Source organism: Paraburkholderia sp. MM6662-R1 (assembly GCF_050436245.1).
Lineage (GTDB): Bacteria > Pseudomonadota > Gammaproteobacteria > Burkholderiales > Burkholderiaceae > Paraburkholderia > Paraburkholderia tuberum.
In genome coordinates this window covers 3,955,627-3,981,840 of sequence record NZ_JBNDLV010000001.1, presented here as the reverse complement: position 1 = coordinate 3,981,840, position 26,214 = coordinate 3,955,627, and the positions used below count along the sequence as shown (strand labels likewise).

The window sequence follows — 26,214 nt, the reverse complement described above, 5'->3', positions numbered from 1 at the left end:
TTCCCCCATTGCATGAATGAGTTGGTCAACATGACAATAGAGTATGAATTGTACTATATCGTCAGTTTGTGACGATGCCCGACTCAGGAGAAAAATGGTGGCAGACAGGATCGTCGACGTTGCAATTATCGGCTATGGCCCGACGAGTCAGCTACTTGCGCTGATGCTCGGACGCGCGGGGCGCAGCGTGAGCGTGGTCGAGCGTTGGCCCGACCTCTATCCGCTGCCGCGCGCCGTCCATTACGACCACGAAATCGCCCGGCTCTTCCAGGCGGCCGGGGTCATAGATGATATCAACCGCATCGCGGAGGTTACAGACCGCTACCAGTGGCGCAACGCAAGCAACGAAGTTCTGATGGATTTCGACTGGGGCGGCACGGGCCTGAGTGGCTGGCCTGCATCGACGCTGTTCGCGCAGCCGGAGCTCGAGCGCGTCCTCGACGGACATGTCAAGGCACTGCCGAATGTCACGGTGCGTCAGGGCTGGTCGGCTAACGCGCTCGTCGAAAAAGCCGACGGCGTGCGCGTCGATATCGAGGCGGGAAGGCTGGTGGACGGCAAGTGGGTTGCCGGCGGCGAGAAGGACACGATCCGCGCACGCTATGTGATTGGCGCGGACGGCGCGAACTCGATGGTGCGCAACGCGCTCGGCCTCGAGTTCGAAGATCTCGGTTTCGCGTTCGACTGGCTGGTGGTCGACGTCAAACCGCTTGCGCCGCGCGAGTGGATGCCGAAAACCTGGCAACTGTGCGATCCGGCGCGGCCGACGACCATCGTGCCAGGTGGTCCCGGCCGCCGTCGCTGGGAGTTCATGCTGTTGCCCGGCGAAACCGCGGAGCAGATGAACCTGGACTCGGTTTCGTGGGACCTGCTCGCCCGCTGGAACGTCACGCCCGGCAACGCGGTTCTGGAGCGCCATGCGGTTTATACGTTCCGCGGACGCTGGGCGAAGCAATGGCGTGCGGGCAAGGTCTTGCTGGCGGGCGATGCCGCGCATCTGATGCCGCCGTTCGCGGGGCAAGGCATGTGCAGCGGTCTGCGCGACGCGGCGGCGCTTGCATGGCGGCTCGACGCGATTCTCGCGGGCAAAGGCAGCGACGCGCTGCTCGACAGCTATGGTCCCGAGCGATCGAACCACGTGCGCGAGATCATCAACTTCTCGATCGAACTGGGCAAGGTGATCTGCATCACCAATCCCGACGCGGCCGCCGCACGCGACCTCCAGATGCTGTCCGCGCAGGCGACACCGGGCTTCCGGCCGCCCGAGGCGCCGCGACCGCGTCTCGGCGCGGGATTGTATGAAGCGGAAACACCGGGCAGCGGCTGCCTGACGCCGCAAGGCCTCGTCGAGATCAACGGCCGGCGCGGCCTGTTCGACGATGTGTTCGGCGTTGGCTTCGCCTTGATTGCGACGAATAAATCCGTGCTCGACGCGCTTAGCTTGACTAACCGGCAGGCGCTGGATGAGCGCGGCGTGATCGTCACGCATTTCGGCGAAGGCGGCTTCGTCGACATCAACGGTGCGTATGCCGACTACTTCGCGCAACTCGGCGTGGCGGCGGTGATCGCACGTCCGGACTTCTACAGCTATGGCGCGGCCCGCACGACTGGCGAACTCGATGCGCTCGTCGACGCCTGGCGGTATGCGATGCAACCCGACACTGAAACCACCCCACAAGGCCAAGAGACCTAAATGACCCAAGAACGCAGGCGCGACCGCCTCGGCATTCATTCGATCGGCGCCTTCAGCATGAGCGTGCCGTCACTCGACGATGCACGGCGCTTTTATACGGCCTTTGGACTCGATGTCCAGCCGGACGGCGACGCTCGCCTACTGGTGCGCACGTTCGGCTCGCCGCACGTCTGGGGCCGTCTGCGCGAAGGGCCGTGCAAGAAGATCGACTGGCTCACGCTGCACTGCTTCGAGGACGAACTCGACGCGCTGCGCGCGCGTGCCGTGGTGATCGGCGTCGAGATCGTCGCGCCGCCCGAAGGCGCCGAAGCCGGAGGCTTCTGGATTCGCAATCCTGACGGCATCGCATTGCAGATCCGCGCCGGCGCCAAGACGACGCTGAACGAAGCGAGTCACGCCAGCCCGGCGCTGCCCCTCGACGGCGTACGCTGCGCACCCTACCGCCGCAGCACAGGGCGGGTGCAGCCCTCGCGACTTTCGCACATTGCGTTCGCGACAGCGAACGTTCCCGCACAGATCGACTTCTGCCAACGGGTGCTCGGCCTGCGCCTCTCAGACCGCTCCGGTGACGGCGTTGCGTTCATCCACGCGCCCCACGGCGGCGACCATCATCTGTTCGCCTTTGCAATGAGCTCGGGCCCGGCGCTGCATCACCTGAGCTGGGATGTCCCGACCGTCGAGGAAGTCGGCCTCGGCTACATGCAGATGGCCGCCGCCGGTTACAGCGAAGGCTGGGGCGTGGGCCGACACGTGCTGGGTTCCAACTACTTCTACTACGTACTGGACCCGTGGGGCAGCTTTTGCGAGTACAGCGCGACGATGGATTTCATCCCCGCTTCGGTGGACTGGGTCGCGGAAGATCACGCGCCGGAGGATGGCATGTACCTGTGGGGTCCCGATCTGCCCGCGATCTTCTTCGCCAATTCGGAACACGGTGTCTGACGCGCAGAGCGCACCCGTCACCATTCAACACTCTTTAGCAGGACTTCAATGAAACTCGTCACTTTTCAATGCCGCGGATATCAATCGATCGGTAAGGTAGAAGGCCAGCAGGTTATCGATCTGCCCGCCAGCGACGGCAGATTGCCCCGCACCATGCTGGAACTGCTGCAGGGCGGCCCCGCGCTCATGCAATACGTCAGGAACGTGCGCATCGAGGACGCCGTCACGTACCCGCTTTCGGACGTGCGACTCGACGCGCCGGTGCCGAACCCGTCGAAGTTCCTCGCGATCGGCATGAACTATCGCCGCCATGTCGAGGAAGCGAAAGCGGCAGGCATCCAGGTGCCGGACAGCCAGGTCTGGTTCAACAAGCAGGTCTCGTGCGTGAACGGCCCGTTCGACCCCGTGCAAATGCCGAAGGTATCGGACAAGCTCGACTATGAAGCGGAACTGGGCGTCGTCATCGGCCGCCGCTGCCGTCACGTGTCGGAAGCCGAGGCCGCGTCGGTCGTCGCCGGTTATGTCGTGTGCAACGACGTTTCGGTACGCGACTGGCAGATGCGCTCGCCGACGATGATGCTCGGCAAGTCGTTCAACACGCACGGCCCGTTTGGTCCGTGGCTCGTGACGCCGGATGAAATCGCCGATCCGCACGCGCTGCAAATGCGCATGCTCGTGAACGGCGAATGCCGTCAGGAAGTTCGCACCGGCGAGATGATCTACAACGTCTGGCAGCAGATCGCTTATCTCTCGACCGTCATGACGCTCGAACCGGGCGACGTGATCGCGACGGGCACGCCGTCGGGCGTGGGTGGCGCAGCCAAGCCGCCGCGTTTCCTCAATATCGGCGACGTGCTGCGCGTGGAGATCGAGGGCATCGGACACATTGAAAACGTCGTCGTGGCCGAGCCGGTCTGATCGACTCAACGGAGAAAAAATACTTGGCACGTAAAGTCATCATTACCTGTGCAATCACGGGATCGATTCATACGCCGAGCATGTCGCCGCATCTGCCGGTGACGCCCGACGACATCGCACGCGAAGCCATTGCCGCGGCAGAGGCAGGCGCGTCCATTCTGCATCTGCACGCGCGTCATGCCGAAGACGGACGCCCGGCGTTCGACCCGTCGGTGTATCGTCAATTCCTGCCGCGCATTCACGCGGCAACCGACGCGGTGATCAACCTCACCACGGGCGGCGCGGTCAATATGACGCTGGACGAACGCCTCGCCGGCGCGCTCGACATTTCGGCCGAGATGGCGTCCTGCAACATGGGTTCGCTGAACTTCGGGATCTTCCCGGTTCTCGACAAGCTGAAAGAGTTCAAATACTCGTGGGAAAAAGACTTTATCGAAAGCACGCGGCGTGCGATTTTCCGCAATACGTTCGCGGACATCGAAGAAGTATTCGAGCGGCTGGGTGATGCGCACGGCACGCGCTTCGAATTCGAGTGCTACGACGTGGGGCATCTCTACAACCTGAAGCACTTCGTCGATCGCGGGCTCGTCAAAGGTCCGATCTTCCTGCAGTTCGTGCTGGGCATTCTGGGTGGCATTGGCGCGGATCCCGAGAATCTCGTGCACATGAAGCGCATTGCGGACAAGCTGTTCGGCGACAACTATCAGTGGTCAGTGCTCGGCGCCGGCAAACATCAGATGCCGCTGATTACGCAGGCCGCGCTGATGGGTGGCAACGTACGTGTCGGCCTTGAGGATTCCCTTATGATCGGTCCGGGCAAGCTCGCCACCTCGAACGCCCAGCAGGTCGAATTGATTCGCGACATTCTCACGCGCCTTGGTCTGGAAATCGCGACTCCCGCGGAAGCACGCGAAATGCTCGGCCTCAAGGGTCGCGACAAGACGCGTCTGGACGCAATCAGCCAGTAAGGTAAGCATCGGCGCGCGACGGCATTGCGACTGGCGCACCGTCGCGCGCAATCGGGAAAAAAGGACATATCGATGAATCATGGCGAAGACGCAGACATCATTCATCAACTCGAAGAAGCGCGATGCGCCGCAATGCTGGCGGGCGACGCGGCCACGCTGCGCGATCTGTTCGAAGAAGGCCTCGTCTATATCCATTCGACAGGCGCGCGCGACAGCCGCGAAAGCTACCTCGACAAGCTCACGAGCGGCGCGATGCGCTACGAAGCAGTGAAGTTCGACTTGAGCGAGATTCAGACGGGTGAACGCTTCGCGCTGGTGTGCGGCTCCATGACGGCGAGCGTGCGCATCGCAAGCGGGACGATAGCGGTTGCGAGCCAGTACGAAGCCGTCTGGATGAGGACGAACGGCACGTGGCGTCTAAGCGTCATTCAGGGGTTTCATTCCGAAGCAGACGCCGGCCGACGCTGAAAATCGTTCACGTCAGAACGAATTCTTCAATTATACAAACATAGGAATCCCCAGCAAACATCACCGCGAATATTCAAGGAGCTATCGTTGAAAGTGGTGTACGCGGCGTAGGCGGGAGGCAGGAGAAGGCGGTGGCGATTGAAGGAGAATGTTGCTTTCCACGGTAACACTTTCCCAATCGAACTCCACCACCATCGCGAAACATACTCAGGAAACGAAGAGCGGTCAAACGACGGACGCGGAAATCAAGGGGGCGCCGGGTCTGGACGATCTGATCCAGCAAGGGGCGCGACGAATCATCCAGCAGGCAATCGAGGCGGAACTGGCGGCGATGCTCGAGCAGTATTCGAATGTGAAGTCGATCGAGGGCCGACGGGCAGTTGTGCGCAACGGCTAGCCGTTCATGCGGCCATGGCTGTTCCCGGTCCGTTGATCAACGCAAGGACCTTGCGCTGCCGCTCGTTCGAGGGCAGTTGCAGGAGCCTTTGCTGACTCGCATGCAGGGACGCGCGTGTCTCGAACGGAGCGCCGGCCAATACCTCTGCTGGCGCCAGTTCGTTCAGCGCGTCCTGCGCCGTGACCAGGAAAGCATGGACCTCGGTTCTCAACGCCCCCCGAAGGGCGAGCAGGAGATAAGCTCGAAAGTAATGGGATGGACGCCCCCACCCGAAGCGGCATCAATGTGCCAAAGTGGATGTGTCGAAGCAACCACCTGACCGAGGGGAGCGCCCATCATGAAGATTACGACAGTTGGCATCGATCTGGCGAAGAACGTTTTTGCCGTCCATGGTGTAAATGAGCATGGTCGAACGGTGCTGAAGAAAGTGCTCAAGCGGAATCACGTTGCGGAGTTCTTCGCCAACCTCCCGGCCTGCGTGATCGGGATGGAAGCGTGCGCCAGCGCGCACTATTGGGCCCGCAAGCTGCAGGCCATGGGCCATACGGTCCGACTGATTGCACCGCAGTTTGTCAAACCGTACGTCAAGACGAACAAGAATGACGCGGCGGATGCCGAGGCAATCTGCGAGGCAGTCGCGCGGCCGAACATGCGTTTCGTGCCGGTCAAGAGCATCGAGCAGCAATCGGTGCTGTCGTTGCATCGCGTGCGCCAGGGTTTTGTGCGCGCCCGCACCGCGCAGGCCAACCAGATCCGCGGCCTGCTCGCCGAATTCGGGATCGTTGTTCCCAAGGGAATCGGGCATCTCGGGCGTCAGGTACCCGAACTGATCGAAGATGCAGAGAACGAACTCACTGGCTCGTTTCGATTGCTCATCCAGCGCCTCATGGACCATCTGAAGGAGCTTGACAGGCAGGTCCGGGAGTTCGAGGCGCAGATTCAGGCCTGGCACCGCAGTGACGAAACGAGTCGACGGCTCGCGCGCGTCCCCGGCATCGGGCCACTTACCGCGAGCGCGCTCGTCGCATCTGTCGGCGACGCAAAGAGCTTCAGGAACGCCCGGCAACTTGCAGCGTGGCTCGGTCTGGTACCCCGACAGAACTCCAGCGGTGGCAAGAACGTGCTGCTGGGCATCAGCAAGCGCGGTGATACCTACCTGCGAACATTGCTGATCCACGGCGCGCGCTCCCTTCTGCAGGTTGCCAAACGCAAGGAATGCAAGAGCGGCTGGCTGACTAGCCTGCTGCAGCGGCGAAACGCGAACGTCGCCGCCGTCGCGCTCGCGAACAAGAACGCGCGGATCGTCTGGGCGCTATTGGTCCACGGCCGCGAGTTTCACCCTGATTACCATGCGCCTGCAGCGACGGCGTAACTGTCAGCCGCATGCTTGCCGCGTAACTACCAGCAGGAGACTACAGCCGATTGCTCAGGCGATCATGACGTGATGGCCAGACAGGTCAGACCGTGGCCGGGAAACTCTGGGTACACCAGTGTGCGCAAGAGTACGCGAAAGTGATGAGAGTCCGGCCAGCGCATTCCATCAGGGACCGCCGGCCTCGCGCCGGACAGCGAAGTCCGGATGCATGGCCGCAATCATTACCTGCCCTCCGTTACAAACGAGAGCTTGGCAAGCCGGGGGCGTCCATGCATGGTGTACGGGGGAGTTGAGGCGTGAAGTTGAAGGCGGTGGAGGTTTCAGCTGAGAATCTGATTGTCAAAGTCGGAAACCAGCAAACAACAAACCATCCACCATGAAACCGCCGTATGTGAGGAAGTCGCCGCGCGTGAGTGCCGCACTGCCATGCTTTATCTGAAAGGGATCTCGACAGGCGACATGAACGAGGCGCTGAGCGTGTTGCTGGGCGAGGACGCCAAGGGGCTGTCGGCGAACGTGGTGAGCCGCCTGAAGGCGCAGTGGGCCGACGAATATGCGAACTGGAGCCGGCGCGATCTGACGAAGTCGCGCTACGTGTACTGGTGGGTCGACGGCATTCACACGGGGCTGCGCAGCGAGAACTCGGACGGCCAATGCCTGCTGGTGATCATCGGCGTGAGGCCGGATGGACGCAAGGAGCGTGTGGCGATCGGTGACGGGTATCGCGAATCGAAGGCGTCATGGCAAGAGCTGCTGCTCGATCTGAAAGCGCGCGGCTTGCAGGCCGGCCTGCTGCTGGCCGTCGGCGACGGTGCGATGGCCGCCGCTTGACTGTCGCTTAAACTGGCCGGGCGAATGACTCTTGACGGCCGACGGCTGCCTGTGGGCGCTGGCGCCGCAAAACTGCCCTTCACCGAAATGCGCAGCTTACCCGACGGCCGCTTTCGGCTAACATTGGGAACCGCGGCTCTCGGCCAATACCGGTCCTTCGTAATCGATTGGCGAACGTCTGCTGATCGGTGACGAGCCGCCATTTGGCTGCGATTCGTCGTACGTGCCAGTTTCAATTCAAGCGCCGCGTGCGGCGCTCAGATTTCGTATCGAATGCAACGTGTCAAGGCGTCGCGATATTCACGTTCCACGTGTGCGCTTTGATGCGCAACATGGAGCCTTCCCTCTGTGCAACGAGTAAAAAGTTTCCGCTAACGTCCATGGTCCGATCATCCGGTACGTTGATATTCCCAGTCCAGGTTCCCGATTCCCAAGCCACGTTACCATCAGATGTGCAAAACGCCTGCTGCATTTCCAAATGGTTCCAGACTTTGGTTGCCACTTCGGCCCATTCTTCGAGTCCCTTTCGGCCGGAAACGGCTTCCTGCCCCGCTGGGATGAGAATGGCGTCTTCGGCAAACAGAGCCAGCCAGCCGGGCGTATCGTGAGAATTGACTGTATCAATGAACCTACCGTTTAACGCAGCAAACGCTTGCGAGATGTCCATGGTCCTACCTCCTTAATGCATTGAGGCGTGAGGGGATGTTCAGTTCTTCGCGTTTAACGCCCAACCATCGCGATATGCACGCCGCGAACCTTCCGGTTGGTTAAATATAATCAACTGAAAAGGTTAATGCCAGCGGGGCTGGCTTGATGGATCGGACAAAGGACAGCACGGCTCGTCCGATCTGAATCGTCCTTCGCGAGAGGTAGGCGAGGTTGCGGCGGAACGGCCGCTTTGGAGCGGCGGATTCAACCGGTCGATGCAACACAATGAACGTCGCATGAGCGGCGGGAGTGTTGCAAATGAAACAGAGGCGCCGGATCTATTACAGCGAAAGCCAGAAGGCATTGATGTGGGAACGCTGGCGTAAAGGCGAGTCGTTGCAGCACATCGCCCGGCTATTTGACCGCAATCACTCGTCAGTACAGGGAATTCTGGCGCAAACTGGAGGAATCCAGCCTGCACCCCGCCAGCGATCCAGGCTGGCGCTGACGCTTGCCGAACGCGAGGAGATTTCGCGAGGCCTCGTCGCGGGCGATTCGATTCAGTCAATCGCCCGGCGGCTGTCGCGGTCACCGTCCACGGTCTGTCGCGAGATCAAGCGCAACAGTGGGCAGGCCGGCTATCGGGCCAGCCACGCCGACCAGCTGGCATGGGATCGGTCGCTGCGCCCGAAAGTCTGCAAACTGGTCGAGCACCGGATGCTGGCTCATATCGTGGCCAACAAGCTCCAGTTGCAGTGGTCGCCCCAGCAGATTGCTGGATGGCTCAAACGAGGCTGGCGGGGCAACGAGGACTACCACGTGTCACACGAGACCATCCATCGCAGTCTTTTCATTCAGGCACGGGGTGCATTGAAGAAAGAGCTGCTGGAGCATCTACGGCGCACCCGGGCCATGCGTCGCTCGCGCCATCACACGCAGAAAACGGACGATCACGGCAGGATCCGCGAAGCGGTATCAATCAGTGAACGCCCCGCCACCGTGGAAGATCGCGCGGTGCCGGGGCACTGGGAGGGAGATCTCCTGTGTGGCAGCGGCGGCAGCCAGATTGCAACGCTGGTAGAGCGTCAGACACGCTATGTCATGCTGGTGAAGATCGCCAGCAAGGACAGCGAAACAGTAGTCAATGCGCTCATCAAACACGCTGGAAAGCTGCCTCAGGAACTCTATAAATCGCTTACGTGGGATCGGGGAACAGAGATGGCGGACCATAAACGGTTCACCATCGCCACCGACATTGCCGTGTATTTCTGCGATCCGAAACACCCCTGGCAACGTGGCTCGAATGAAAACACCAATGGCCTGTTAAGACAATACTTCCCGAAAGGCATCGATCTGTCGGTCTACTCACAGGCCAAACTCAACGCCGTGGCTCGAAGGCTGAACGAGCGTCCAAGGAAGACGTTGGATTACGAAACGCCGGCTGAACGGTTCCATCGAACTATTGCATCGACCGGTTGAATCCGCCAGCGCGGTGGTGACGTTGGCAGAAGCCAACGGAGGGGCAGAAACGGGTCGTGTGCTGCCGATCGCAGCCTCGCGAGCTTGATGCTGCGCATGCAAATTGCGTGAGTCGGCACCCGGCCAGTTTGAGACGTTAAAAAAGGCGTTTTGACCGTCCGCTTTACGTTCTGAACCGCTCCGTCAACCGCGTCGCTGGGAAGCGCGCGACCCGTAGAGTCATGCAGAGCAAACTCCCGACCCAATGCAGCGCTGACCCGCACCCTTACCTTTCCTTTCCCACATTCTATTTCTACGCCGCCTGATGAGTCGCTAGCGCGGTCAAATGAGAAAGCAACACCGCCACATCTATCATCTGACCATAGTGTCCAGTTGCATTGCCATCAGACCGGACATCTCGATCGATACAAACGACGCCTCTGAAAAAGAGGCTTGTCGGCCACGCTATAGCACCTATCATTGTTGATTGGATCTCATCGCGCAGTGACACACCACGCGGAACGTACGGCGTCCACGCTACGAGACTCTACGCAGGGCCGGACCTATTGTTCGTGCGCACCCGGGTGACGGTTGTGTCTTTCCGTGCCTTCCCCCATCGGTATGTTCACGCCAACTCCCTTCCACGATAGATCGCTCTCAGTTAACGAGCGGATGCTGCGCGCAATTGTGTCTGGCCGTACTGCAGTTCCTGAACCGATTTTTCTTTGGCCTAACGTCTGCAGTTGGAGGCGCTTGCGCGAAGGAGCGGGCAATGGATGTAAGCACTGGTATAGGTGAACTGCGTCACCAGGAAAGAATTGTCGTGGCGCAGAAGCCTGAACTTGTCGAGGATAGCGTCACCGCGACACAAGTCGAAGGCGTCGAAATCGTCGTGATTAAGCATTCGGATGCGATAACGATTTTCGAAGGCCGGTGTCCACACCAGGGCACGCTGCTGTCGGAAGGCTCGGTAAAGGACGGCGTTCTGACTTGTCGAGGACATGGCTGGCAGTTTGAATGTGCATCGGGTTGCGCCCTCAGCCAGAAGGGTGTCCGTCTGAAGCAGTTTAGCGCGCTGGTCGATGGCGCTCACGTGCTCGTTTATAGGGATGAGGTGCAGAAGTGGAAAGCCTTGCACGTAAATGCTGGTCAGCCATCGTCGCCGGCCTCTCCGCGCCCAGTCCGCTCGCTAGCACAACTTCCAGGCCCCAAGGGGCTCCCCATTTTGGGTAACTTACTCCAGTTACATCCCACGAGGCTGCATCTCACCTTGGAGGAGTGGTGCCGCGACTTTGGGCCCATCTATACGTACAGGCTGATGCATCGACCGTTCGTCGCTATTGCGGATCCTAACCTGATCAATCAGATCCTGCGCGATCGGCCGAGAACCTATCGTCGCTGGGATGCAATTGAAAACGTCTCCAGGGAGCTTGGGATGAACGGCGTGTTCTCCGCTGAAGGAGAGGCATGGAGAAGGCAACGCCAGTTGGTTGCGCAAGCGTTGGACCCAGCGCATTTGCGAACGTTTTTCCCGACGCTGTGCAAAGTGACCGAGCGCCTGAGGCGCCGCCTGGACAAAGCGGCTCGCGAACAGCGATCTGTTGATATTCAGAAGGACCTGATGCGCTATACGGTAGACGTGACGACGAACCTCACGCTTGGGTACGACATGAACACCCTTGAGTGCGAGGGTGACGTCATCCAGCAACATCTCGAGCGGATATTTCCGATGCTCAATCATCGGATCAACACCCCGTTTCCCTATTGGCACTACCTCAAACTGCCCGACGACAGAGCGCTAGATCGTGCTGTAAAGGCGCTTCGCGAGATCGTCAGTGAATTTATCAGCGACAGTCGCGCACGCCTTGCGCAGTCACAGGATCTTGCGTCACATCCGACCAACTTCTTGGAGGCATTGGTAGTTGCTCAAGAAGACGGCTTGGCTCCACTAACAGATGACGAGGTGTTTGCGAATGTATTTACGATACTTTTGGCCGGCGAGGATACCACGGCAAACACGATCGCCTGGATGACCTATTTCATGTGTCGTCACCCCGACGTTCAGCGCAGGATGCAAGAGGAAGTCGACTCCGTCGTTGGACAGGCGGTCATACTTGAAGACCTTGGCGATACTGATCGGCTTGCGTTTCTCGATGCTGTGGCCAACGAGACCATGCGACTCAAACCGGTCGCACCCGTTCTAGGCCTCGAAACCAATCGCGACGTCCTGATAGGTGACGTTGACATCCCGAAGGGAACAGTCATCGCGCTGCTAACACGTTACCAGGGCTTAGAGGACAGAAGTGCTTCAGAGGCTGACGCATTCGCCCCCGACCGCTGGCTCTCTGGCGCCGATGCCGCCAGCCGTCATCGCGCTGGTTTCGTGCCCTTTGGGTCCGGGCCCCGCCTTTGCCCGGGGCGGAGTCTCGCCTTGCTCGAAATACGATCCGCGATCGCAATGATGTGCCGCAACTTCCGTTTGTCAGCATCCGAAGGTATGGCTCCGGTGGAAGAGGTGTTTGCATTCTCGATGATGCCCCGCAATTTGCGTATCGATTTCAGCGTACGCCACTGATCATTGCCGCACTGACCAATAATGAAAGGAGGAACGAAAATGGAGCTTCCCGACATCTTGCACAATCGTCGGGCACCCATAGCCAACTGCGGAACCGAAGCGGATTTTCTGTCAGGTGTAACTCGCGAGGATATCCAGCAAACATCGCGCGCGCTCGGGAAGAACATCGTCCGCACGCCCCTACTTCCGCATGCGGCCCCGGGTAACGATCGCTCAATATTTCTCAAGCCAGAGAATTTGCAGCCGCGCGGATCGTTCAAGGTACGTTGTTCACTCAATGCGGTTTCCAACCTTACGCCCACTCAGTTATCGAAGGGGGTGTACACGGCAAGCACTGGGAATTTCGCGCTGGGCGTGACGCAGGCAGCGCGTGCACGCCAGGCAGACGTGAGGGTCTATATCACGAAAACCGCCTCGCAAAGCAAAATTGCGGCGCTTCGCGAGTTGGGTGCGAAAGTCGTCGAAATCAGTTTCGAAAAATGGTGGGCCATCCTCTGCGGTGAAAAGCCGGTGGACGAAAACGGAACGTTCCTTCATCCGTGCTCGGGTCGCGATGTCATCGTTGGCAACGCAACCATCGGGCAGGAAATTCTTGAAGATCTCCCAGACGTGGACGCAATTTTGGTGCCTTTCGGCGGCGGAGGACTGGTCTTGGGCATCGCGCTGGCGTGCGCGCGTTGGGGTTCTCTCGCGGATGTGTACGCATGCGAGACCGAAGCTGCGACGCCGCTGCGTTCCGCTTTGGCAGCAGGCGGCCCTGTCACGGTGCCTGTCGACGCCAATTCCTTCGTCACGAGCATTGGGGTTTCGACTGTACTGGAATCAAATTGGCCACTCCTCAACGCGATGGTGGACGGCGTCGCTGTATCGTCGCTCGACGCAACTGCCGATTCCGTTCGTCAGTTAGCAAAACACAATCATCTCGTGGTGGAGGGCGCGGGTGCAGCGGCGCTTGCAGCCGCCTACCATCCTTTTTTTGCTGGCAAACGCGTGGCCGTGGTCCTTTCAGGGGGCAGCATTGATATTGACGTTTTCGCTTCAATCCTGACTGCAGACAGGTATGTCTAGTGAACTTCGTCAGGACTGGGCATCTTTGCGGCCGATCGGCGAGGCGATTGTCGGCCCGTTACGACTCCTGCAGAGTGGGCCGCGCTTCGATGGCCCGGATAAGGCCGGTCCCCGATTAATCTTGGTTGTCAGCATGCGTTGCTTCACTTTCTCACTATCCACAATGGTCTGGTGTCGCCCGACAAGCGGACTGTCGTGGATGTTCTCCGACTGCCTCCAATGGGTCGGGAAGAGCCAACCGTCGCTGGAACGGGTTCGGCCAGGTCCCGGTCAGTCCGACTTCATGCGCGAATGACGGGTGCTTAGACCGAACCGGCCGGTCGTGTGCATTGCTGCAGCGCGGCTTAAAGATCCGGGCCAGTAATCTCGATGCGCTCTCCACTCGATGGAGGTATTTTGCGTTCCGCAACTCCCACTAACTTTTGCTTTCCCAACTGAAACGCGAGCAGCAACTGCTTCTGGCTGTCGTCTGCCGCTCCGAGGTATTCGCAAACAACCTCCGGTCTGAGTTCGAAGGCGCAGTATCCCCACCCGAAGCCATACGCGGAGAACCACAGCGCTGACCCGCTGTCGACGATTGGGGTTGTCAGTTTGATGTATGACGAGTCCATGGCGTTCGCCCTCCAGACTGGTGGTTGCCGAACTGGATTGTCCCACAACGCGTCCTCATGGCCGGGTGCTACGCGACATCACGCCGCACTGACGACAGGCGGCTTCGGCTGGTTGTCGAAGGTCTGCCCGGCGGGGTGGCATCTTCTGGCTGCATACCAGTCACCTAAAGTGGGGCTTTGAATGGCGCGTCAGGGTCGCAAGTACTCGTTCACTTTCCGCGGGACGAGCCATTCGCGACCACCGACCTGTGAATGACAGGAAAGCGCCCCATACCCGCCTGACCGGCACCGATGCTCGAATGACGGCTCAGGCCGAGAAGCTGTATTCAGCCTCGCGTCGGTGAATGGCCGCTAGTCGTGGTTGAACAGCCGCAGATCCCGCGGCGCCCCTAACGACGGCAGATGGACTGCAGGGATGATTGAAGACAGCGAGCTGTCGCAGTATGAACCGGGCCGCGTGCCTCGTTCAATTTCGTCTCGGTCACCTAGCCGCGGCACAGCCATACCCCACTGTCTATTTCGGTGTCGCGATCAATCACATCGCCGCGGGTCCTGCGCCAAACCCTGCCCGGTCAACCCGAGGCACGGCATGCACCCGGCTCCCCGCTCCCCGCCCTTGACCCGCGACCGTAGCCGATAGCGGCCACGCATCAAGGGGCGAGGGACCGTGTTGCCCGCACCCCTCCCTCGCCTTTTTCCTTGACGCCTGCCCGCGATCGGCTCCTCGAGTCGCACGGGGGGGAGCCAGGGAGCCAGGCGGCAGCAAAGCCAACCCCGAGTTCCACCGGAAAGTGTCCAGCCGCAACGGCAAACCACATTCCATCGCCCGGTTCAGGTCCTCAACCTTGACTGTGGAGACTGCCATGCAACTCGCTTCCTCTTTCCATTACGGCTCCCCGATGCTGCGCGCTGACTCGCCGCTTTCAGACGATCAGATCCGGCGCGTCGCCCCGTCCATCTTCGCTGATGGCAAGCACGAAAGCCGTTCGGAACGTTATACCTATATTCCGACCATCGACGTCCTGCGCGGTCTTCGGAACGAAGGCTTCCAACCGTTCATGATCTGCCAGACCCGCGTGCGCGATCAGGGCAAGCGCGAATTCACGAAGCACATGCTGCGGCTTCGCCATGCTGATCAGATCACTGGCGAGGAAGCCGATGAGATCGTGCTGCTGAATTCTCATGACGGCACCAGCAGCTACCAGATGCTCGCAGGCACGTTCCGCTTTGTCTGTCGGAACGGCATGGTCGCGGGCGACAACATCGCCGATATTCGCGTACCACATAAAGGCAACGTCGTACAGAACGTGATTAACGGCGCGTTTGACGTTCTCGACGGCTTCGACCTGATCCGCGAGCAGAAGGAAGGTATGCGAGCCGTCGAACTGAACCTCGACGAACAGCATGCGTTCGCCCGCTCCGCCCTCGCCCTGCGCTACGACCCGACCGACGCCGAGGCAGCCGCCCCGGTCACCGAAAGTCAGCTACTGGTGCCGCGCCGTTTCGAAGATCGCCACGACGATCTCTGGACGGTCTTTAATCTTACTGTGTCACAAAATAAGTCGGGAATCTATCTGCCGCTCAGGAAGAGAGCCATCGTTGCATGAGCCGCATTCCAAGCAGGATACGCAACGTAGTAATGGAATCAGGAACGTGGCGTTGAGCGCGCTGGACTACCCCGGGGGATGTAATCCGGGGGAAGGGCAGGGAGCGCGCGTTCAAGGAAGTTTTTTTTATCGCGTCCATCTGATTGCATTCTGAGTCGCTGAGCCATCAGAAACCCATACGCAGCGATACTCAGTGTGGCGTGGTGGTGAAAGCCACGCCAGCCTCGCCCTTCGTAATGACCGAGCCCGAACTCCTGTTTCAGGTCCTGATAGTCGCGCTCGATGCGCCAGCGCATCTTGGTCACGAACACAAGCTGCTCAAGTGTCGCCTCCCCGGGGGCGGTAGTGAGAAAGTATTTGAGCGGCTCCGTATCGCCATCAGGCCATTCAACAAGCAGCCATTCTTCGTCGCGAACGGTGCTTCGCCAATAGTCGCGATGTGCGGGACGAACCCGTACAGCGGCAAAGCGAGACGAAAGTGCTGCGTTGCTGCCTTCGCGCCAGGTTACGGCTTGCCAGGCGTTCACGGGTAATTGCATGGCCAGTTCCTTCACGGCGATCGGTTCATGGCCAGGCGCACGGCGCAACAGCGCCGGTGGCCTGCCGCGCCCGCTCCAGGGTTTAGGAGGCAGCGGCGCCGTACCGGGTGCCCACACCGAGGTGCCCGGCCGGATCCCTACTGAATACAGCAAACCCAGTTCAGTTATCCCGTCCCGGAAAGCTGTTTCGTCGCCGTATCCGGCATCGGCCAGCACGATGCCCGGTGCAATGCCGGATGCCATAGCCTCGCGAAGCTGGGCCAGCGCAATCTGCGGCTTGGTCTCGAAAGCCAGATCGTCGGGAATGCCAGCGCGACGGGCACGTTCCCGGTCGTCAATCCATTCTTTGGGGACATACAGTTGCCAGGCAATCGGCAAACTGCCGCGTTGTGTCGCGATCGACAGGCTCACGGCGACCTGACAGTTATCCTGTTTGCCGAGCTGCCCGCAGTACTGACGTGCCACACCAACCGAATGACGTCCCTTCTTTGGAAAACCGGTGTCGTCGATAATCCAGTAGTAGCCGGTCTCTTCCGCAGCGTGCGCGTCTAACGCGGGCATCACCCATTCGCGTACCCGCTGCAATACCGCACAGTCAGACCAGTCTGCCTTGGCCACAAAGTGGTGGAGCGACTGGTGCGTCGCGCTCGCGTGAAGTGGATCAATGTGCGCGGCCATCGGTTCGACGCTCTTGCGTGACAAAGGCAGCACCAGCCCCGAACAGTAACCCTTCAGACCCGCAAGACGATCGGCGTGCCCTAGCGCCTGCCCCAGATGACTCAGATACGCGTCAAATTCGTCGACATCTTCTCTCATCGCGATCGCCCGAAGTCTGTATTATTCAATACTACCAGGCATCACCTTGCTGCAAATGAATTTTGTGACACAGTAAGATTAACCGGGTGCAGGAAAACCTCACCAAAGGCGGCCTGCACGGGCGCTCTCGCAGCGGGCGCGCCATGTCCACGCGCCCCATCACCGGCATCGACCAGAACGTGAAGCTCAACCGTGCGCTGTGGATGCTCGCTGACGCCATGCGCCAGATGAAGGAGTAAGCGCCGCAGGGGCGGGAGCGTTTTGTCTCCCACGCTCCGTCACATTCCATCAGGACTCCTATCCGGGTCACGTCCTGGTGGAATCGGACAGCACCCGACCCGGAACCTTCCTTTTTATTTTTCTGGAGTCAGTCATGCAAGCTCAAGTCGAAACCGTCAAGGCGAACACCGACGAAGGCGTCTCGCCGCTCGAAACCAACTTCGGCGACGAACAGCCGCTCGTCACCGTGCCGTATTCCAGCCTGCGGCCCTCACCGCTCAACGCCCGCACGAAACCGCTGTCGGGGAGCAAGGCACGCATCGCGGACGTTGTCTCCGCTGCCGTGTCACTGAAAGCCGCCACCGACCTCAACAAGATGAAGAAGACCGACGCGGCAGCCGCCGCCGAGCTTCGGCTCGCAAAGGTGGCATGGCTCCCGGAAATACTCACCGATCGCGAAGCCCCGGCCACGCCGTCACGGGAAAACCGTGACGACGAGGATGAAGACGGCGCCGATGCGGGCGATACCGGCAACGGCGCGGACGACACACCGGAAGACGAAGACGTCGATGCTGAGCCGGATGCCGGTAACGGCACGGAACACGTCAACGATACGCCCGCCGACGCAGAAGCCGCCCCTGTCGCCAGTAGCCCGCTGACGTCGTGGCCGTACCCGACTTCGGACAGCACGGACAGCGCGCAATCCGGCCCCCTCGTAGCGTGACCCCACCTTTCGCCCCGGCAACGGGACGAGGCAGGCGGCAAGCCCGAATGCGCCGCCTGCCAGACTTGAACCGGTGGAACACATCATGACCAACCGCATCCGCATGGCCGTGCTCACCATCAATGCCGAAGGCTCGCCCGACCTCTCCCTGACTTTCGTTGAAGCCACCGATCTGCAATACAACGAAGGCAAGCACTACGACATGGCCCTTGCCCGCGCCGAAGATGAAGGCTACCGGGCACCGATGATCGCCTTCGACCAAAACGACGCGGCTGCAGACGTGCTCCGCCACGCTGCTGAATTCATGGAGGGTGACACCGACGAGGTATATAACCCGTGCGGGCAGACGGCGAGCCGTCTGCCCGCACCCAATGGACGCCAGCCCACCATCCGGCCAGCCCGCCTGCGCCCGCGGCCAGCAGCATCACAATCAGTCCGCCGACGACCAGCCCACAGCACGCCCGCACGAGCCGCCGCAGCGCGACGCGCTCGAATGACGTGAGCGTCGTGTCGATCCGTTTCTGTTGGTCACGTACGGCGACAGCCGTCGCCCCCACGAGCCGGTTACCGGCAACGCGGGCAATGTGATTCGCCGCCCGCTGCGTGAGTGTAGCCAGCGCCTCATCGTTCAGCGCCGCAAGCGCGGCCCGGTAGCGCGCCTCATGTTCATCGATCATCTGCCCGGCCAGTTCAATCGTGGCCTTGCAGCGCGCGAGCGCGTCACGATGCTGCGTCATCAACGCATCCGTCGCTGCCCGCGCCTCCGACCGCACGACATCCAGACTGCCCGCGCCTGCCTGCCGGATGCGCTCCGGCATGGCCTCGTAGAGTCGCCCGTAGTGCTCGAGCATGACCAGCACAGACCACAGCGCATCGTTGTCGCGGAGGTTGAGCGCACTCGATACCCGACGCATTCGCAGCACACTGGCATCGTCGGGCAATTCGCCCGTGACGTCGAGAAACAGACAGGCGAGCTCGTCCACCGGCCTGCCCTGCCTGCTATCCATCGACCGTTACCTTGGCGAACATGGCATCGCACAACGAACGCCAACGCAATAGCTCGACCCGTTCACCGATATGCATCGTCTCCGCTGCCTTGCGAATCGACATGCGCTGACTGCGAAGCTCGTCCGCGACCCGATCCGCAAGATCAGGAAAATCCAGTGAGTGACCGCGCGATTCGATGGAACGGCGAAGCTGCGACCCCTGATACAGCGTGAACTTGTCCGCCGGACCGAAGTAGCCATTGCGTACGACGTTTATCACCGCGTCCGGGAACGTCTCGTTGAAAGCGCTCAGCAATTCAAGGCTGTCGCGTTGCCGGTTGATCACCCACAGGACAACAAGCCGGCGCCGAAGCTCGCCAAGCGCGCCGGCCAGTGTCGCCCCGAACTGCTCAACACCCGTCTGGCTCCGCGCCGCCGTGTTGACAACGATCGCTGCGTCTCGTTGCTCGTCGCAGAAATTGACAAGGCCGATCCAGCCGTCTGCATCGTCCAGGCTATAGGCAATGCAGCGCATATCATCCTGGACTGCTTTCATCACGTCTGGGTTGGAGGTATCCGTTTCCACAAGCGCCGCATGAATATCCCGCCGTAGCAGATAATCGGCCAGCGCGAGCGCAACAAAACTCTTGCCTACGCCGCCCTTGCTGCCACCAACGAGATAGATGGGGTAAGTCGTCATGTCCATTTGAATCCTCTAAAGGTTCTCGGTGTCAGGCCTGATCTCGAATGAGAACGCGTCACGCATCACCATGCTTCCCGGCCTACTGACAATCTCTCCCGCATCCTGCTTTTGATTTTCTCTGACAGCCTCCGCGCGCGGTACATCGTCCTTGCTTACCTTCTTCGTACGAGGCGATGGCGCGGCATTGTCTCGCGCCGATTCCTTTGCAGACTGTCGAGCTGGTTTGTCTTTCTTCGATGGGTATAACGCGTACTTGACAGAGCCAACGCTAAAATCAACGCCCTTCTTCCGTGCATGTTCAACGATTTCTTCCAGCGTATATCCCTTCTTCCTCACCGCACCGATTACCAGACGCATCTCTTTCATCGCATCGGTAATAGAGACGCGCTGCTCGGCCTCTGGCTTGACCGGCAGTGATTCCAGAGTGCGGACAAGCTCATCCCATTGCGCCCGGGTATAGCTTTTCGCAACTGGCATGGCTCGCTCCGTCGTGCTCTCTTTATCCCATCTTGTTCACTCGGGAAGACCTCGTCAACACCTGTTTTTGGCCGGATTTTCGCTATCGGAACGTCATGGAATCAGACGGATCGCGTTGGAATAAAAGAAATATTTTGGACACGTCTGGCACGAGCAACGGACCGGGCTGATGTCCGGAAAGACGTAGCGAAGGGATTCCGGGCAAACTTCACGACGGCGCAGGCGCAGAACGATCACAGGCAACGGGCTGAATCGTTCTGGCCATCAGGATTCACACAATGGAACTGTGAGCCGATAGAGACACGATAGTCTCGCAGACTATATCCCTTACTCTACGAACTCCCGATAGCCCTGCCTGCATATCTTTGGGAAAGACCGGCGAGATTTTAGGAGATCAACAGCCGCCCGAAGCTGAATCGACGTTGCCGATTCAGCGCGTGCGATTACCGACTCCAGCCGCGGCCCTCGCAGACATCTGACATTCAGGTAGCGGCAGTGGACCGGATCACTACGCAGAAATCCGCCTGCCCAGTATGCAGACTCGTTCAATCGACATCCCGCACCATGAGATACGGTGTGCGGTCGAGCAAAGGAAGAACAGCGGATTCATGGGGTGCATCCCGCGGACGCATCTGGCCACCTGACGGAAATTCCCGGCCAACCTCGCTGAAAGCGCTTGGCCGGAAGATAAAAACGGACATTGAAACGAGGTATGGCAGGATAGGCTACCGCCGGTTTAGGGCGCCCATGTACCGCTTACAAGCACAGCGTGCGTTTTCCAGCCCGTCGATGTTCCGCCGCGGCAGCTACAGCGCGCGGTAACCTTCTTATTGCGCTCATCGCCGGCAACGAAGCTGAACAACTACGTCGCGCGCTAGTCGCCATCCGGGTCAGCGGTGCAATCAGGATTCCCGGCTTCGATCCAAACTGGGGCGTGAGTTCGATCAGCGGAGCCGCGGTAGACTACCGAACGGCACATCGGGAGGCCGCTGTCGCGCTGCTGGCTGCGACAAAATTCGGTGCGAAAAGCATTGCCATCTCCGAAGAACTGGGCGTACTCGGGTTGTTGCTATCCATCCGCAGTGATGTCGATGTAACAGGTGTGGTGGGCGCGATACTCGGAGAGGTGGTCGAACACGACCTGAAGCACAATCGCGTCCTCGCAAGAACCCTCCGGGCGTATTTCAACCTTGACTGCTCGCTGCAGGCGACGGCGCTCAGGCTGCATGTTCACCAGAAAACTGTCCGTTATCGCCTGACGCAGTTTGAACAGCTCAGCGGAATGGATCTGCGCCGCCATGAACACAGAGTGACGGTCGATCTTACATTGCGAATGTAACCTGATCCAGTGCGAGCTACCTCGCGATGTCGCATCGCATATCGCGAATCAGGATTGTGGCAATCCCGCTGTTGGGTAGCGCGGGGGCCATGCACCGATCGGGCGGCTCACTCGATTGTCGGCACGGCGACTCAAAGCCGAGTCGGCGCCCACAGTGTACTGTCCGTTTTGCCGGGCGGCGCTGATTCCCTCCTTCCGTTTCGAGTCTGGATCTGTATCTCCTCGAAACACGTGCCGCCCGGTCGTGGCACCCGGCGTCGTCAGGATTGCTGTATGGGATCAAGAACAAGATCGCAATTCATCGTAAAGAAAGGCTCGTCCATGACCGTTCCGTCCGACGCCGTACCAGGGGGATGCCGCAAAAAGCGGCCGATGCAAGTCGAGCGCACGCCGAACACGGTATCGGAGTCGAGGTACGGATCCCCGTCCGAGAAGATGTGCGTGACGAGCGTATCGTAGCCTGGCTTCTGCACCATGAAGTGGATGTGCGCCGGACGCATCGGATGACGGTGCATCGCCTCGAGCATCTGCCCTACCGTTCCGTCAGTGGGAATCGGATAGTTCTTGGGGTTGACCGTACGAAACTTCAACGTGCCTGATTCGTCGGTGACGAAGCGGGCACGAAGCGCCATGTTGTCGTCCGACCATTCAGAATCTTGGACGTCATAGAACCCTTCTGCATCGGCCTGCCACACGTCCACGTTCGCGCCGGCCAGCGGTTCGCCGTCCGCCGACATGACACGTGCGGTAATAAAGCACGGCTCACCGGCTGTGCCGTTGGAAATATCGGCCCCTTGAGGCGGCAGTTCCGGCGCACCCGGCACATGGAACGGGCCAAATACGGTCTGCTCGGTCGCCGTGCTGGAGCGCCGGTGGTTTTGCGCCACCACCAGTTGCGACAATCCGAGTGTGTCGCTCAGCAAAATGAACTCTTGGCGCGTGTCGGTGCACTTGTGCCCTGTTGCCGTCAGGAAATCGATGCCTTGTTTCCACTCTTCCTCGGTCAGCTTGGTCTCACGGGCGAATGCGTGCAAATGCTGAATCAGATTGACGAGAATGCTCTTCAACCGGCTTACCGGCATGTCGACCAGACGTGCCAGAACCGCTTGAGTGATGTTGTCTTCGTTAAGGTTGCGCACTGGCGCCTCCCTCATGTTGTGGTTCGCACGGGACTAAAGACAGTTATTCCGTCGTGCTGGTTAAAACATCTGCGCGCACTCGCGATACGACGTCGCCGGCACGCTACCTTGCCGTTCTCACGACGCGTTAATGCGCCGCGTCGTCGTGTTTGCCGTGCTTCCAGCGTTCGATGATGGTCGTCGCAAAAAGCCCCGCCTGAGTGAACGGGTCATTTTTGACGAATGTTTCGGCTTCGTTCCAGTCGGCAGCGTCCAGAATCAGGAAGCTACCGGTCATATCGCCGTCGCCGGTTCCAGTTCCCTCGCCCAGTGTCGGGCCACCCAGAAGGATTTTGTCGGAGTACGGTCCGAGATATTCCAGATGACGCGAGAAGTTTTCGAGCCGGACGTGCAAGTTGCCGGGTTTGTCTTTACGGTAGATCAGAAACAACATGGTCACTCCTCCGTTTGTCATTCGAGTCCGCACCCATGCGAACCATGGTCATAAAACGCTAGCTCAGGCCGATTCCGGCAACGTGCTCCTGAAACGCTGGCCGCTGATAGATCAGGTCATACCACCGTCGCAGATTCGGGTATTGGGGGCGTTTGATCGGTAGCTCGAACCAACGATAAGTCAACGGCCCGAGTACGATGTCGGCAAGCGTCAGACTGTTGCCCTCAACGTAGTCTTGCCCCTCCAGCGCTTGGTCGAGGACAGCGAATAGCGTCGCGTTGCGGTCGCGGTATCCGTCGATCAGGTCTTGCACGCGCTCCCCGGCGGGTGTGCGCACGATGCTCTGGAATAACTGCGCGTTCGCCGGGCCCAGCGTCGACAGCTGCCAGTCCATCCAGCGCTCGACCGAAGCTCGGCGCACGTAGTCAGCGGGATACAGTGCATGCGCTTCGAACCGGTTGCACAGGTATCGAACGATGGTGTTGGACTCCCACACTACCGTCTCTGAGTCGATCAACGTGGGCACGACACCATTGGGGTTCTTCTGCAAGTACGCCGGCTCCCTGTTGCCGCCGAACTTGCCACCCACGTCGATGCGCTGACAGAATTGGCCGATTTCCGCCAACAGCCACATCACCTTCTGCACATTCGAAGAGTTCGCGCGCCCCAATACGGTCAGAGTCGAAGGGCTCGTCATCACAGTGCCTCCATGCCGCGCTTCACCGAGGGCCGTTCACTCAGCGTGTCGTACCAGCGCTTGACATGCGGAACCGCGGCCCAGTCAAGCTGATGCAGTTCAAAGCGCGCAACCCACGGATAGATCGCGATATCGGCGATGCTATACGCGCCGCCGGCTACGAACTCGCTTTTCGCCAGCTTACCGTCGAGCACCTTGTATAGCCGGTGGGTCTCGGCGGTGTAGCGCTCAAGGCTGTATTTCTGTTCCGCAGCGTAGCGCCGGAAGTGATGCGTCTGTCCGAACATTGGGCCGATGCCGCCCATCTGGAACATCAGCCACTGAATTGTTTCATAGCGCGCAAACCCGGAAATCGGTAGCAAGCGCTGCGTCTTGTCAGCGAGATAGACGAGAATTGCACCAGACTCGAACAAGGTGACCGGGTGTCCGTCCGGCCCACTGCTGTCGCGAATGACGGGAATCTTGTTGTTCGGATTCAGCGCCAGAAACTCTTCACCGAATTGCTCGCCGTTCGTGATGTCGATCCGGTGCAATCTGTAATCGAGGTTGAGTTCCTCAAGCACGATCGATATTTTTCGACCGTTCGGTGTGCCCCATGTATAAAGATCAATCATGTCGTGTGCTCCAGAATGCCCATGCGCTCGAGGAGCGCGATCTCTTGAATACGGCTGCGACGTCGACGTGCCACTGGATCACCGGTGCTGGCAGACGGATCGGTCATCGCGGCTTGCGCAGCGTGACGAACTCTTCGGCAAGCGTGGGATGAACGCCCAGCGTTGCGTCGAAATCGGCTTTCGTCGCCTTAGCCTTGATCGCAATTGCAATGCCCTGAATGATTTCAGCGGCGTCCGCGCCGACGATATGCGCGCCTAGAACCCGATCCGTCGACGCATCTACGACAAGTTTCACCAGGGCCCGCTCATCGCGACCAGACAGTGCGGCATACATCGGGCGAAACTCACTGCTATAGACCGCGACATTCGCATGCCGGCTCCGCGCACGTGCTTCCGTCAGACCGACCGATGCCGCCTGGGGCTGGCTGAACACGGCAAAAGGCACGTCGTCGTGCACGGTCGCGCGCGGTCTGCCGCCGAACACAGTGTCGGCGAACGCGTGCCCTTCGTGGATCGCAACCGGTGTCAGGTTAAGTCGGTTCGTTACGTCACCAACCGCGTAGATGCCCGGACTGGACGTTGCCGAGTATTCATCGACCTTGATTGCCCCAGTCTCGTCCAGCAAGACCCCTACGGTATCCAGTCCCAGTCCAGACGTGTTGCTTCGCCTTCCAGTCGCAGCCATCACGGCATCGACTTCAAAGGATTCGCCCGTCGTCAGATAGACACGCATGCCGTCGTGGCACTTTTCCGCCGCCGTGACGACCGCCCCGAGGCGCAAATCCACACCGCTCCTTGACACTTCGGCAGCCAGCCGATTGCGCAACTCGTCGTCGAAACCACGCAGTATCTGCCTGCCCCGATACAACTGCGTGACGTGGCTGCCAAGCCCGTTGAAGATCCCCGCGAACTCGCATGCGATATAGCCGCCGCCGAGTATTGCGATACGTCCTGGCAACGTATCCAGATAGAACGCCTCATTTGATGTGGTCATCAGATCCGCTCCGGGGATGACTGGCTTCACAGGGGCCGATCCGGTAGCGATGAGTATGACCTTCGCGGTAAAGATGACGCCGTTGACGTCGACGCGGTGCGGACCCACGATCCGCGCGCGCCCCGCGATCGTTTCTACGCCGGCGTCCTTCAGCATCCGCACGTAAATCGCTTCCAGCCGCCCGATCTCTGCATCCTTCGCAGCGATCAGCGAAGCCCAGTCATGAACTGGCGTTCCCACACCCCACCCGAACCCCGCGGCGTCGTCAAACGCCTGCGCGAACTGGGACGCGTACATCAGAAGTTTCTTCGGCACACAGCCGCGTATGACACAGGTTCCACCAAAGCGGTGCTCTTCCGCGATGGCAACTCTCGCGCCATAGCCCGCGGCGATGCGGCTTGCACGCACACCACCGGAGCCTGCTCCAATGACGAAGAGATCGAAATCGTAAGTCTGCATGGTGATTCGTTATTGACCGTGCAACCGGTGAGGGTTAATCGGGACGCACAACGTCGTACGCGTGCTTGAGCAAAGGCGAACAGCCTCGTCTCGAGCATCCCGGGCAAGCTCGGCGGGACGTGCATCACCGCCTTTGGAAAGATGCCTGCGGCGCGCTCGTCGAGGATCCGCTCGGGGCACCCTCACTCCACGACGTAGTCAACCTGATGACGCGCTATCCGCAAGTCAGCCAGATCGCGCTTTACCCGGAGATGCTCCGGATGGGTCGCGTAGTTGTCGAGCGCTTCCCTGGAATCGAACTCTGAATAGAGCACGACGTCGCATGCGTAGTCGATTGCACTGAAATCAGCACCGATCTCGAGCTTCTTCAGTCCCGGGATCGCGGCCTGAACGCCCTCAAACGCCGCCTTTAACTTGCGGATACCGTCGGCTTTTTCACTTGGCGTGGTCCCTTTCAGAGTCCACATCACTATATGCTTGATCATGGTGTCGACATCGCCTGCTTGAGACAATCCG

The 26,214-nt window shown here is 59.9% G+C and carries 22 protein-coding genes and 5 pseudogenes; 15 read left to right on the top strand and 12 right to left on the bottom strand.

The genetic code is table 11. The annotated features are described in order from the left end of the window. Nucleotides 1-43: 43 nt before the first annotated feature. The 8 genes and pseudogenes from OKW39_RS18870 to OKW39_RS18835 all read left to right on the top strand — a co-directional run. On the top strand, nucleotides 44-1,693 hold the full coding sequence (locus OKW39_RS18870; RefSeq protein ID WP_429562543.1) for a bifunctional 3-(3-hydroxy-phenyl)propionate/3-hydroxycinnamic acid hydroxylase: 1,650 nt from the start codon (nucleotides 44-46) through the stop codon (nucleotides 1,691-1,693). After that, on the top strand, nucleotides 1,694-2,635 hold the full coding sequence (locus OKW39_RS18865) for a VOC family protein (RefSeq protein WP_429563230.1): 942 nt from the start codon (nucleotides 1,694-1,696) through the stop codon (nucleotides 2,633-2,635). A 48-nt stretch (nucleotides 2,636-2,683) separates the two neighbouring features. Next, complete coding sequence (locus OKW39_RS18860) at nucleotides 2,684-3,553, top strand: fumarylacetoacetate hydrolase family protein (RefSeq protein ID WP_429334960.1); 870 nt, start codon at nucleotides 2,684-2,686, stop codon at nucleotides 3,551-3,553. A gap of 23 nt (nucleotides 3,554-3,576) precedes the next feature. Next, nucleotides 3,577-4,521, top strand: coding sequence for a 3-keto-5-aminohexanoate cleavage protein (locus OKW39_RS18855; RefSeq protein WP_429363494.1), 945 nt, complete (start codon nucleotides 3,577-3,579; stop codon nucleotides 4,519-4,521). Nucleotides 4,522-4,593: 72 nt separating this feature from the next. Beyond that, nucleotides 4,594-4,989, top strand: a complete 396-nt coding sequence (locus tag OKW39_RS18850) for a nuclear transport factor 2 family protein (RefSeq protein WP_429563229.1) — start codon at nucleotides 4,594-4,596, stop codon at nucleotides 4,987-4,989. Between the two features lie 193 nt (nucleotides 4,990-5,182). Beyond that, nucleotides 5,183-5,383, top strand: a pseudogene (locus OKW39_RS18845) (IS256 family transposase); the annotation flags it as partial. A 340-nt stretch (nucleotides 5,384-5,723) separates the two neighbouring features. After that, nucleotides 5,724-6,758, top strand: coding sequence for an IS110 family transposase (locus tag OKW39_RS18840; protein ID WP_429562540.1), 1,035 nt, complete (start codon nucleotides 5,724-5,726; stop codon nucleotides 6,756-6,758). A 373-nt stretch (nucleotides 6,759-7,131) separates the two neighbouring features. Next, nucleotides 7,132-7,580, top strand: a pseudogene (locus tag OKW39_RS18835) (transposase); the annotation flags it as partial. A 295-nt stretch (nucleotides 7,581-7,875) separates the two neighbouring features. Here the strand turns inward: OKW39_RS18835 and OKW39_RS18830 are convergent. Continuing rightward, nucleotides 7,876-8,259 carry a YybH family protein gene (locus OKW39_RS18830; protein WP_429363490.1) on the bottom strand — a complete coding sequence of 128 codons (384 nt, stop codon included), beginning with the start codon at nucleotides 8,257-8,259 and terminating at the stop codon, nucleotides 7,876-7,878. A gap of 299 nt (nucleotides 8,260-8,558) precedes the next feature. On the opposite strand from OKW39_RS18830, the gene OKW39_RS18825 reads away from it, so the two are divergent. The 3 genes from OKW39_RS18825 to OKW39_RS18815 all read left to right on the top strand — a co-directional run bounded on the left by OKW39_RS18825 (nucleotide 8,559) and on the right by OKW39_RS18815 (nucleotide 13,341). Continuing rightward, nucleotides 8,559-9,719, top strand: coding sequence for an IS30 family transposase (locus OKW39_RS18825; protein ID WP_429363488.1), 1,161 nt, complete (start codon nucleotides 8,559-8,561; stop codon nucleotides 9,717-9,719). A gap of 751 nt (nucleotides 9,720-10,470) precedes the next feature. Further along, nucleotides 10,471-12,273 (top strand): cytochrome P450, encoded by a 1,803-nt coding sequence (locus OKW39_RS18820; protein WP_429563228.1) that lies wholly within the window; start codon nucleotides 10,471-10,473, stop codon nucleotides 12,271-12,273. Nucleotides 12,274-12,312: 39 nt separating this feature from the next. Then, entirely contained in the window at nucleotides 12,313-13,341 is a 1,029-nt protein-coding gene (locus OKW39_RS18815; protein WP_429363484.1) for a pyridoxal-phosphate dependent enzyme, read from the top strand. 344 nt (nucleotides 13,342-13,685) lie between these two features. On the opposite strand, the gene OKW39_RS18810 is transcribed toward OKW39_RS18815, so the two are convergent. Then, on the bottom strand, nucleotides 13,686-13,952 hold the full coding sequence (locus tag OKW39_RS18810; protein WP_429363482.1) for a hypothetical protein: 267 nt from the start codon (nucleotides 13,950-13,952) through the stop codon (nucleotides 13,686-13,688). An 863-nt stretch (nucleotides 13,953-14,815) separates the two neighbouring features. Here OKW39_RS18810 and OKW39_RS18805 point away from each other — a divergent pair. Beyond that, a pseudogene (locus OKW39_RS18805) lies at nucleotides 14,816-15,526 on the top strand (DUF932 domain-containing protein); the annotation flags it as partial. A gap of 71 nt (nucleotides 15,527-15,597) precedes the next feature. Here OKW39_RS18805 and OKW39_RS18800 read toward each other — a convergent pair. Further along, entirely contained in the window at nucleotides 15,598-16,914 is a 1,317-nt protein-coding gene (locus tag OKW39_RS18800) for an IS701 family transposase (protein WP_429561931.1), read from the bottom strand. A gap of 71 nt (nucleotides 16,915-16,985) precedes the next feature. On the opposite strand from OKW39_RS18800, the pseudogene OKW39_RS18795 reads away from it, so the two are divergent. Continuing rightward, nucleotides 16,986-17,153: pseudogene (locus tag OKW39_RS18795) on the top strand (DUF932 domain-containing protein); the annotation flags it as partial. Between the two features lie 77 nt (nucleotides 17,154-17,230). Continuing rightward, complete coding sequence (locus tag OKW39_RS18790) at nucleotides 17,231-17,857, top strand: hypothetical protein (protein WP_429563227.1); 627 nt, start codon at nucleotides 17,231-17,233, stop codon at nucleotides 17,855-17,857. A gap of 231 nt (nucleotides 17,858-18,088) precedes the next feature. Here the strand turns inward: OKW39_RS18790 and OKW39_RS18785 are convergent. From OKW39_RS18785 to OKW39_RS18775, 3 genes and pseudogenes are all read right to left on the bottom strand, one after another. Next, nucleotides 18,089-18,864, bottom strand: a pseudogene (locus tag OKW39_RS18785) (hypothetical protein). Next, complete coding sequence (locus OKW39_RS18780) at nucleotides 18,857-19,549, bottom strand: protein mobD (RefSeq protein WP_429563226.1); 693 nt, start codon at nucleotides 19,547-19,549, stop codon at nucleotides 18,857-18,859. The pseudogene OKW39_RS18785 and the gene OKW39_RS18780 overlap by 8 nt, the downstream one beginning before the upstream one ends. A 9-nt stretch (nucleotides 19,550-19,558) precedes the next feature. Next, complete coding sequence (locus OKW39_RS18775; protein ID WP_429363474.1) at nucleotides 19,559-20,023, bottom strand: hypothetical protein; 465 nt, start codon at nucleotides 20,021-20,023, stop codon at nucleotides 19,559-19,561. Between the two features lie 769 nt (nucleotides 20,024-20,792). Between OKW39_RS18775 and OKW39_RS18770 the strand changes: the two genes are divergently transcribed. Continuing rightward, on the top strand, nucleotides 20,793-21,362 hold the full coding sequence (locus OKW39_RS18770) for a PucR family transcriptional regulator (RefSeq protein WP_429332957.1): 570 nt from the start codon (nucleotides 20,793-20,795) through the stop codon (nucleotides 21,360-21,362). Between the two features lie 260 nt (nucleotides 21,363-21,622). On the opposite strand, the gene OKW39_RS18765 is transcribed toward OKW39_RS18770, so the two are convergent. The 6 genes from OKW39_RS18765 to OKW39_RS18740 form a co-directional block, all read right to left on the bottom strand. Then, nucleotides 21,623-22,501 (bottom strand): intradiol ring-cleavage dioxygenase, encoded by an 879-nt coding sequence (locus OKW39_RS18765; protein WP_429332958.1) that lies wholly within the window; start codon nucleotides 22,499-22,501, stop codon nucleotides 21,623-21,625. A gap of 127 nt (nucleotides 22,502-22,628) precedes the next feature. Continuing rightward, nucleotides 22,629-22,934: a YciI family protein gene (locus tag OKW39_RS18760; RefSeq protein ID WP_429332959.1), complete on the bottom strand. Its 306-nt coding sequence runs from the start codon at nucleotides 22,932-22,934 to the stop codon at nucleotides 22,629-22,631. Between the two features lie 58 nt (nucleotides 22,935-22,992). Continuing rightward, nucleotides 22,993-23,631, bottom strand: coding sequence for a glutathione S-transferase family protein (locus OKW39_RS18755; RefSeq protein ID WP_429332960.1), 639 nt, complete (start codon nucleotides 23,629-23,631; stop codon nucleotides 22,993-22,995). Further along, on the bottom strand, nucleotides 23,631-24,245 hold the full coding sequence (locus OKW39_RS18750) for a glutathione binding-like protein (RefSeq protein WP_429332961.1): 615 nt from the start codon (nucleotides 24,243-24,245) through the stop codon (nucleotides 23,631-23,633). The genes OKW39_RS18755 and OKW39_RS18750 overlap by 1 nt, the downstream gene beginning before the upstream one ends. Nucleotides 24,246-24,348: 103 nt before the next feature. Further along, nucleotides 24,349-25,698, bottom strand: a complete 1,350-nt coding sequence (gor, locus tag OKW39_RS18745) for a glutathione-disulfide reductase (protein WP_429332962.1) — start codon at nucleotides 25,696-25,698, stop codon at nucleotides 24,349-24,351. A 182-nt stretch (nucleotides 25,699-25,880) separates the two neighbouring features. Continuing rightward, nucleotides 25,881-26,183 (bottom strand): Dabb family protein, encoded by a 303-nt coding sequence (locus OKW39_RS18740; protein WP_429332963.1) that lies wholly within the window; start codon nucleotides 26,181-26,183, stop codon nucleotides 25,881-25,883. Between the last annotated feature and the right edge of the window lie 31 nt (nucleotides 26,184-26,214).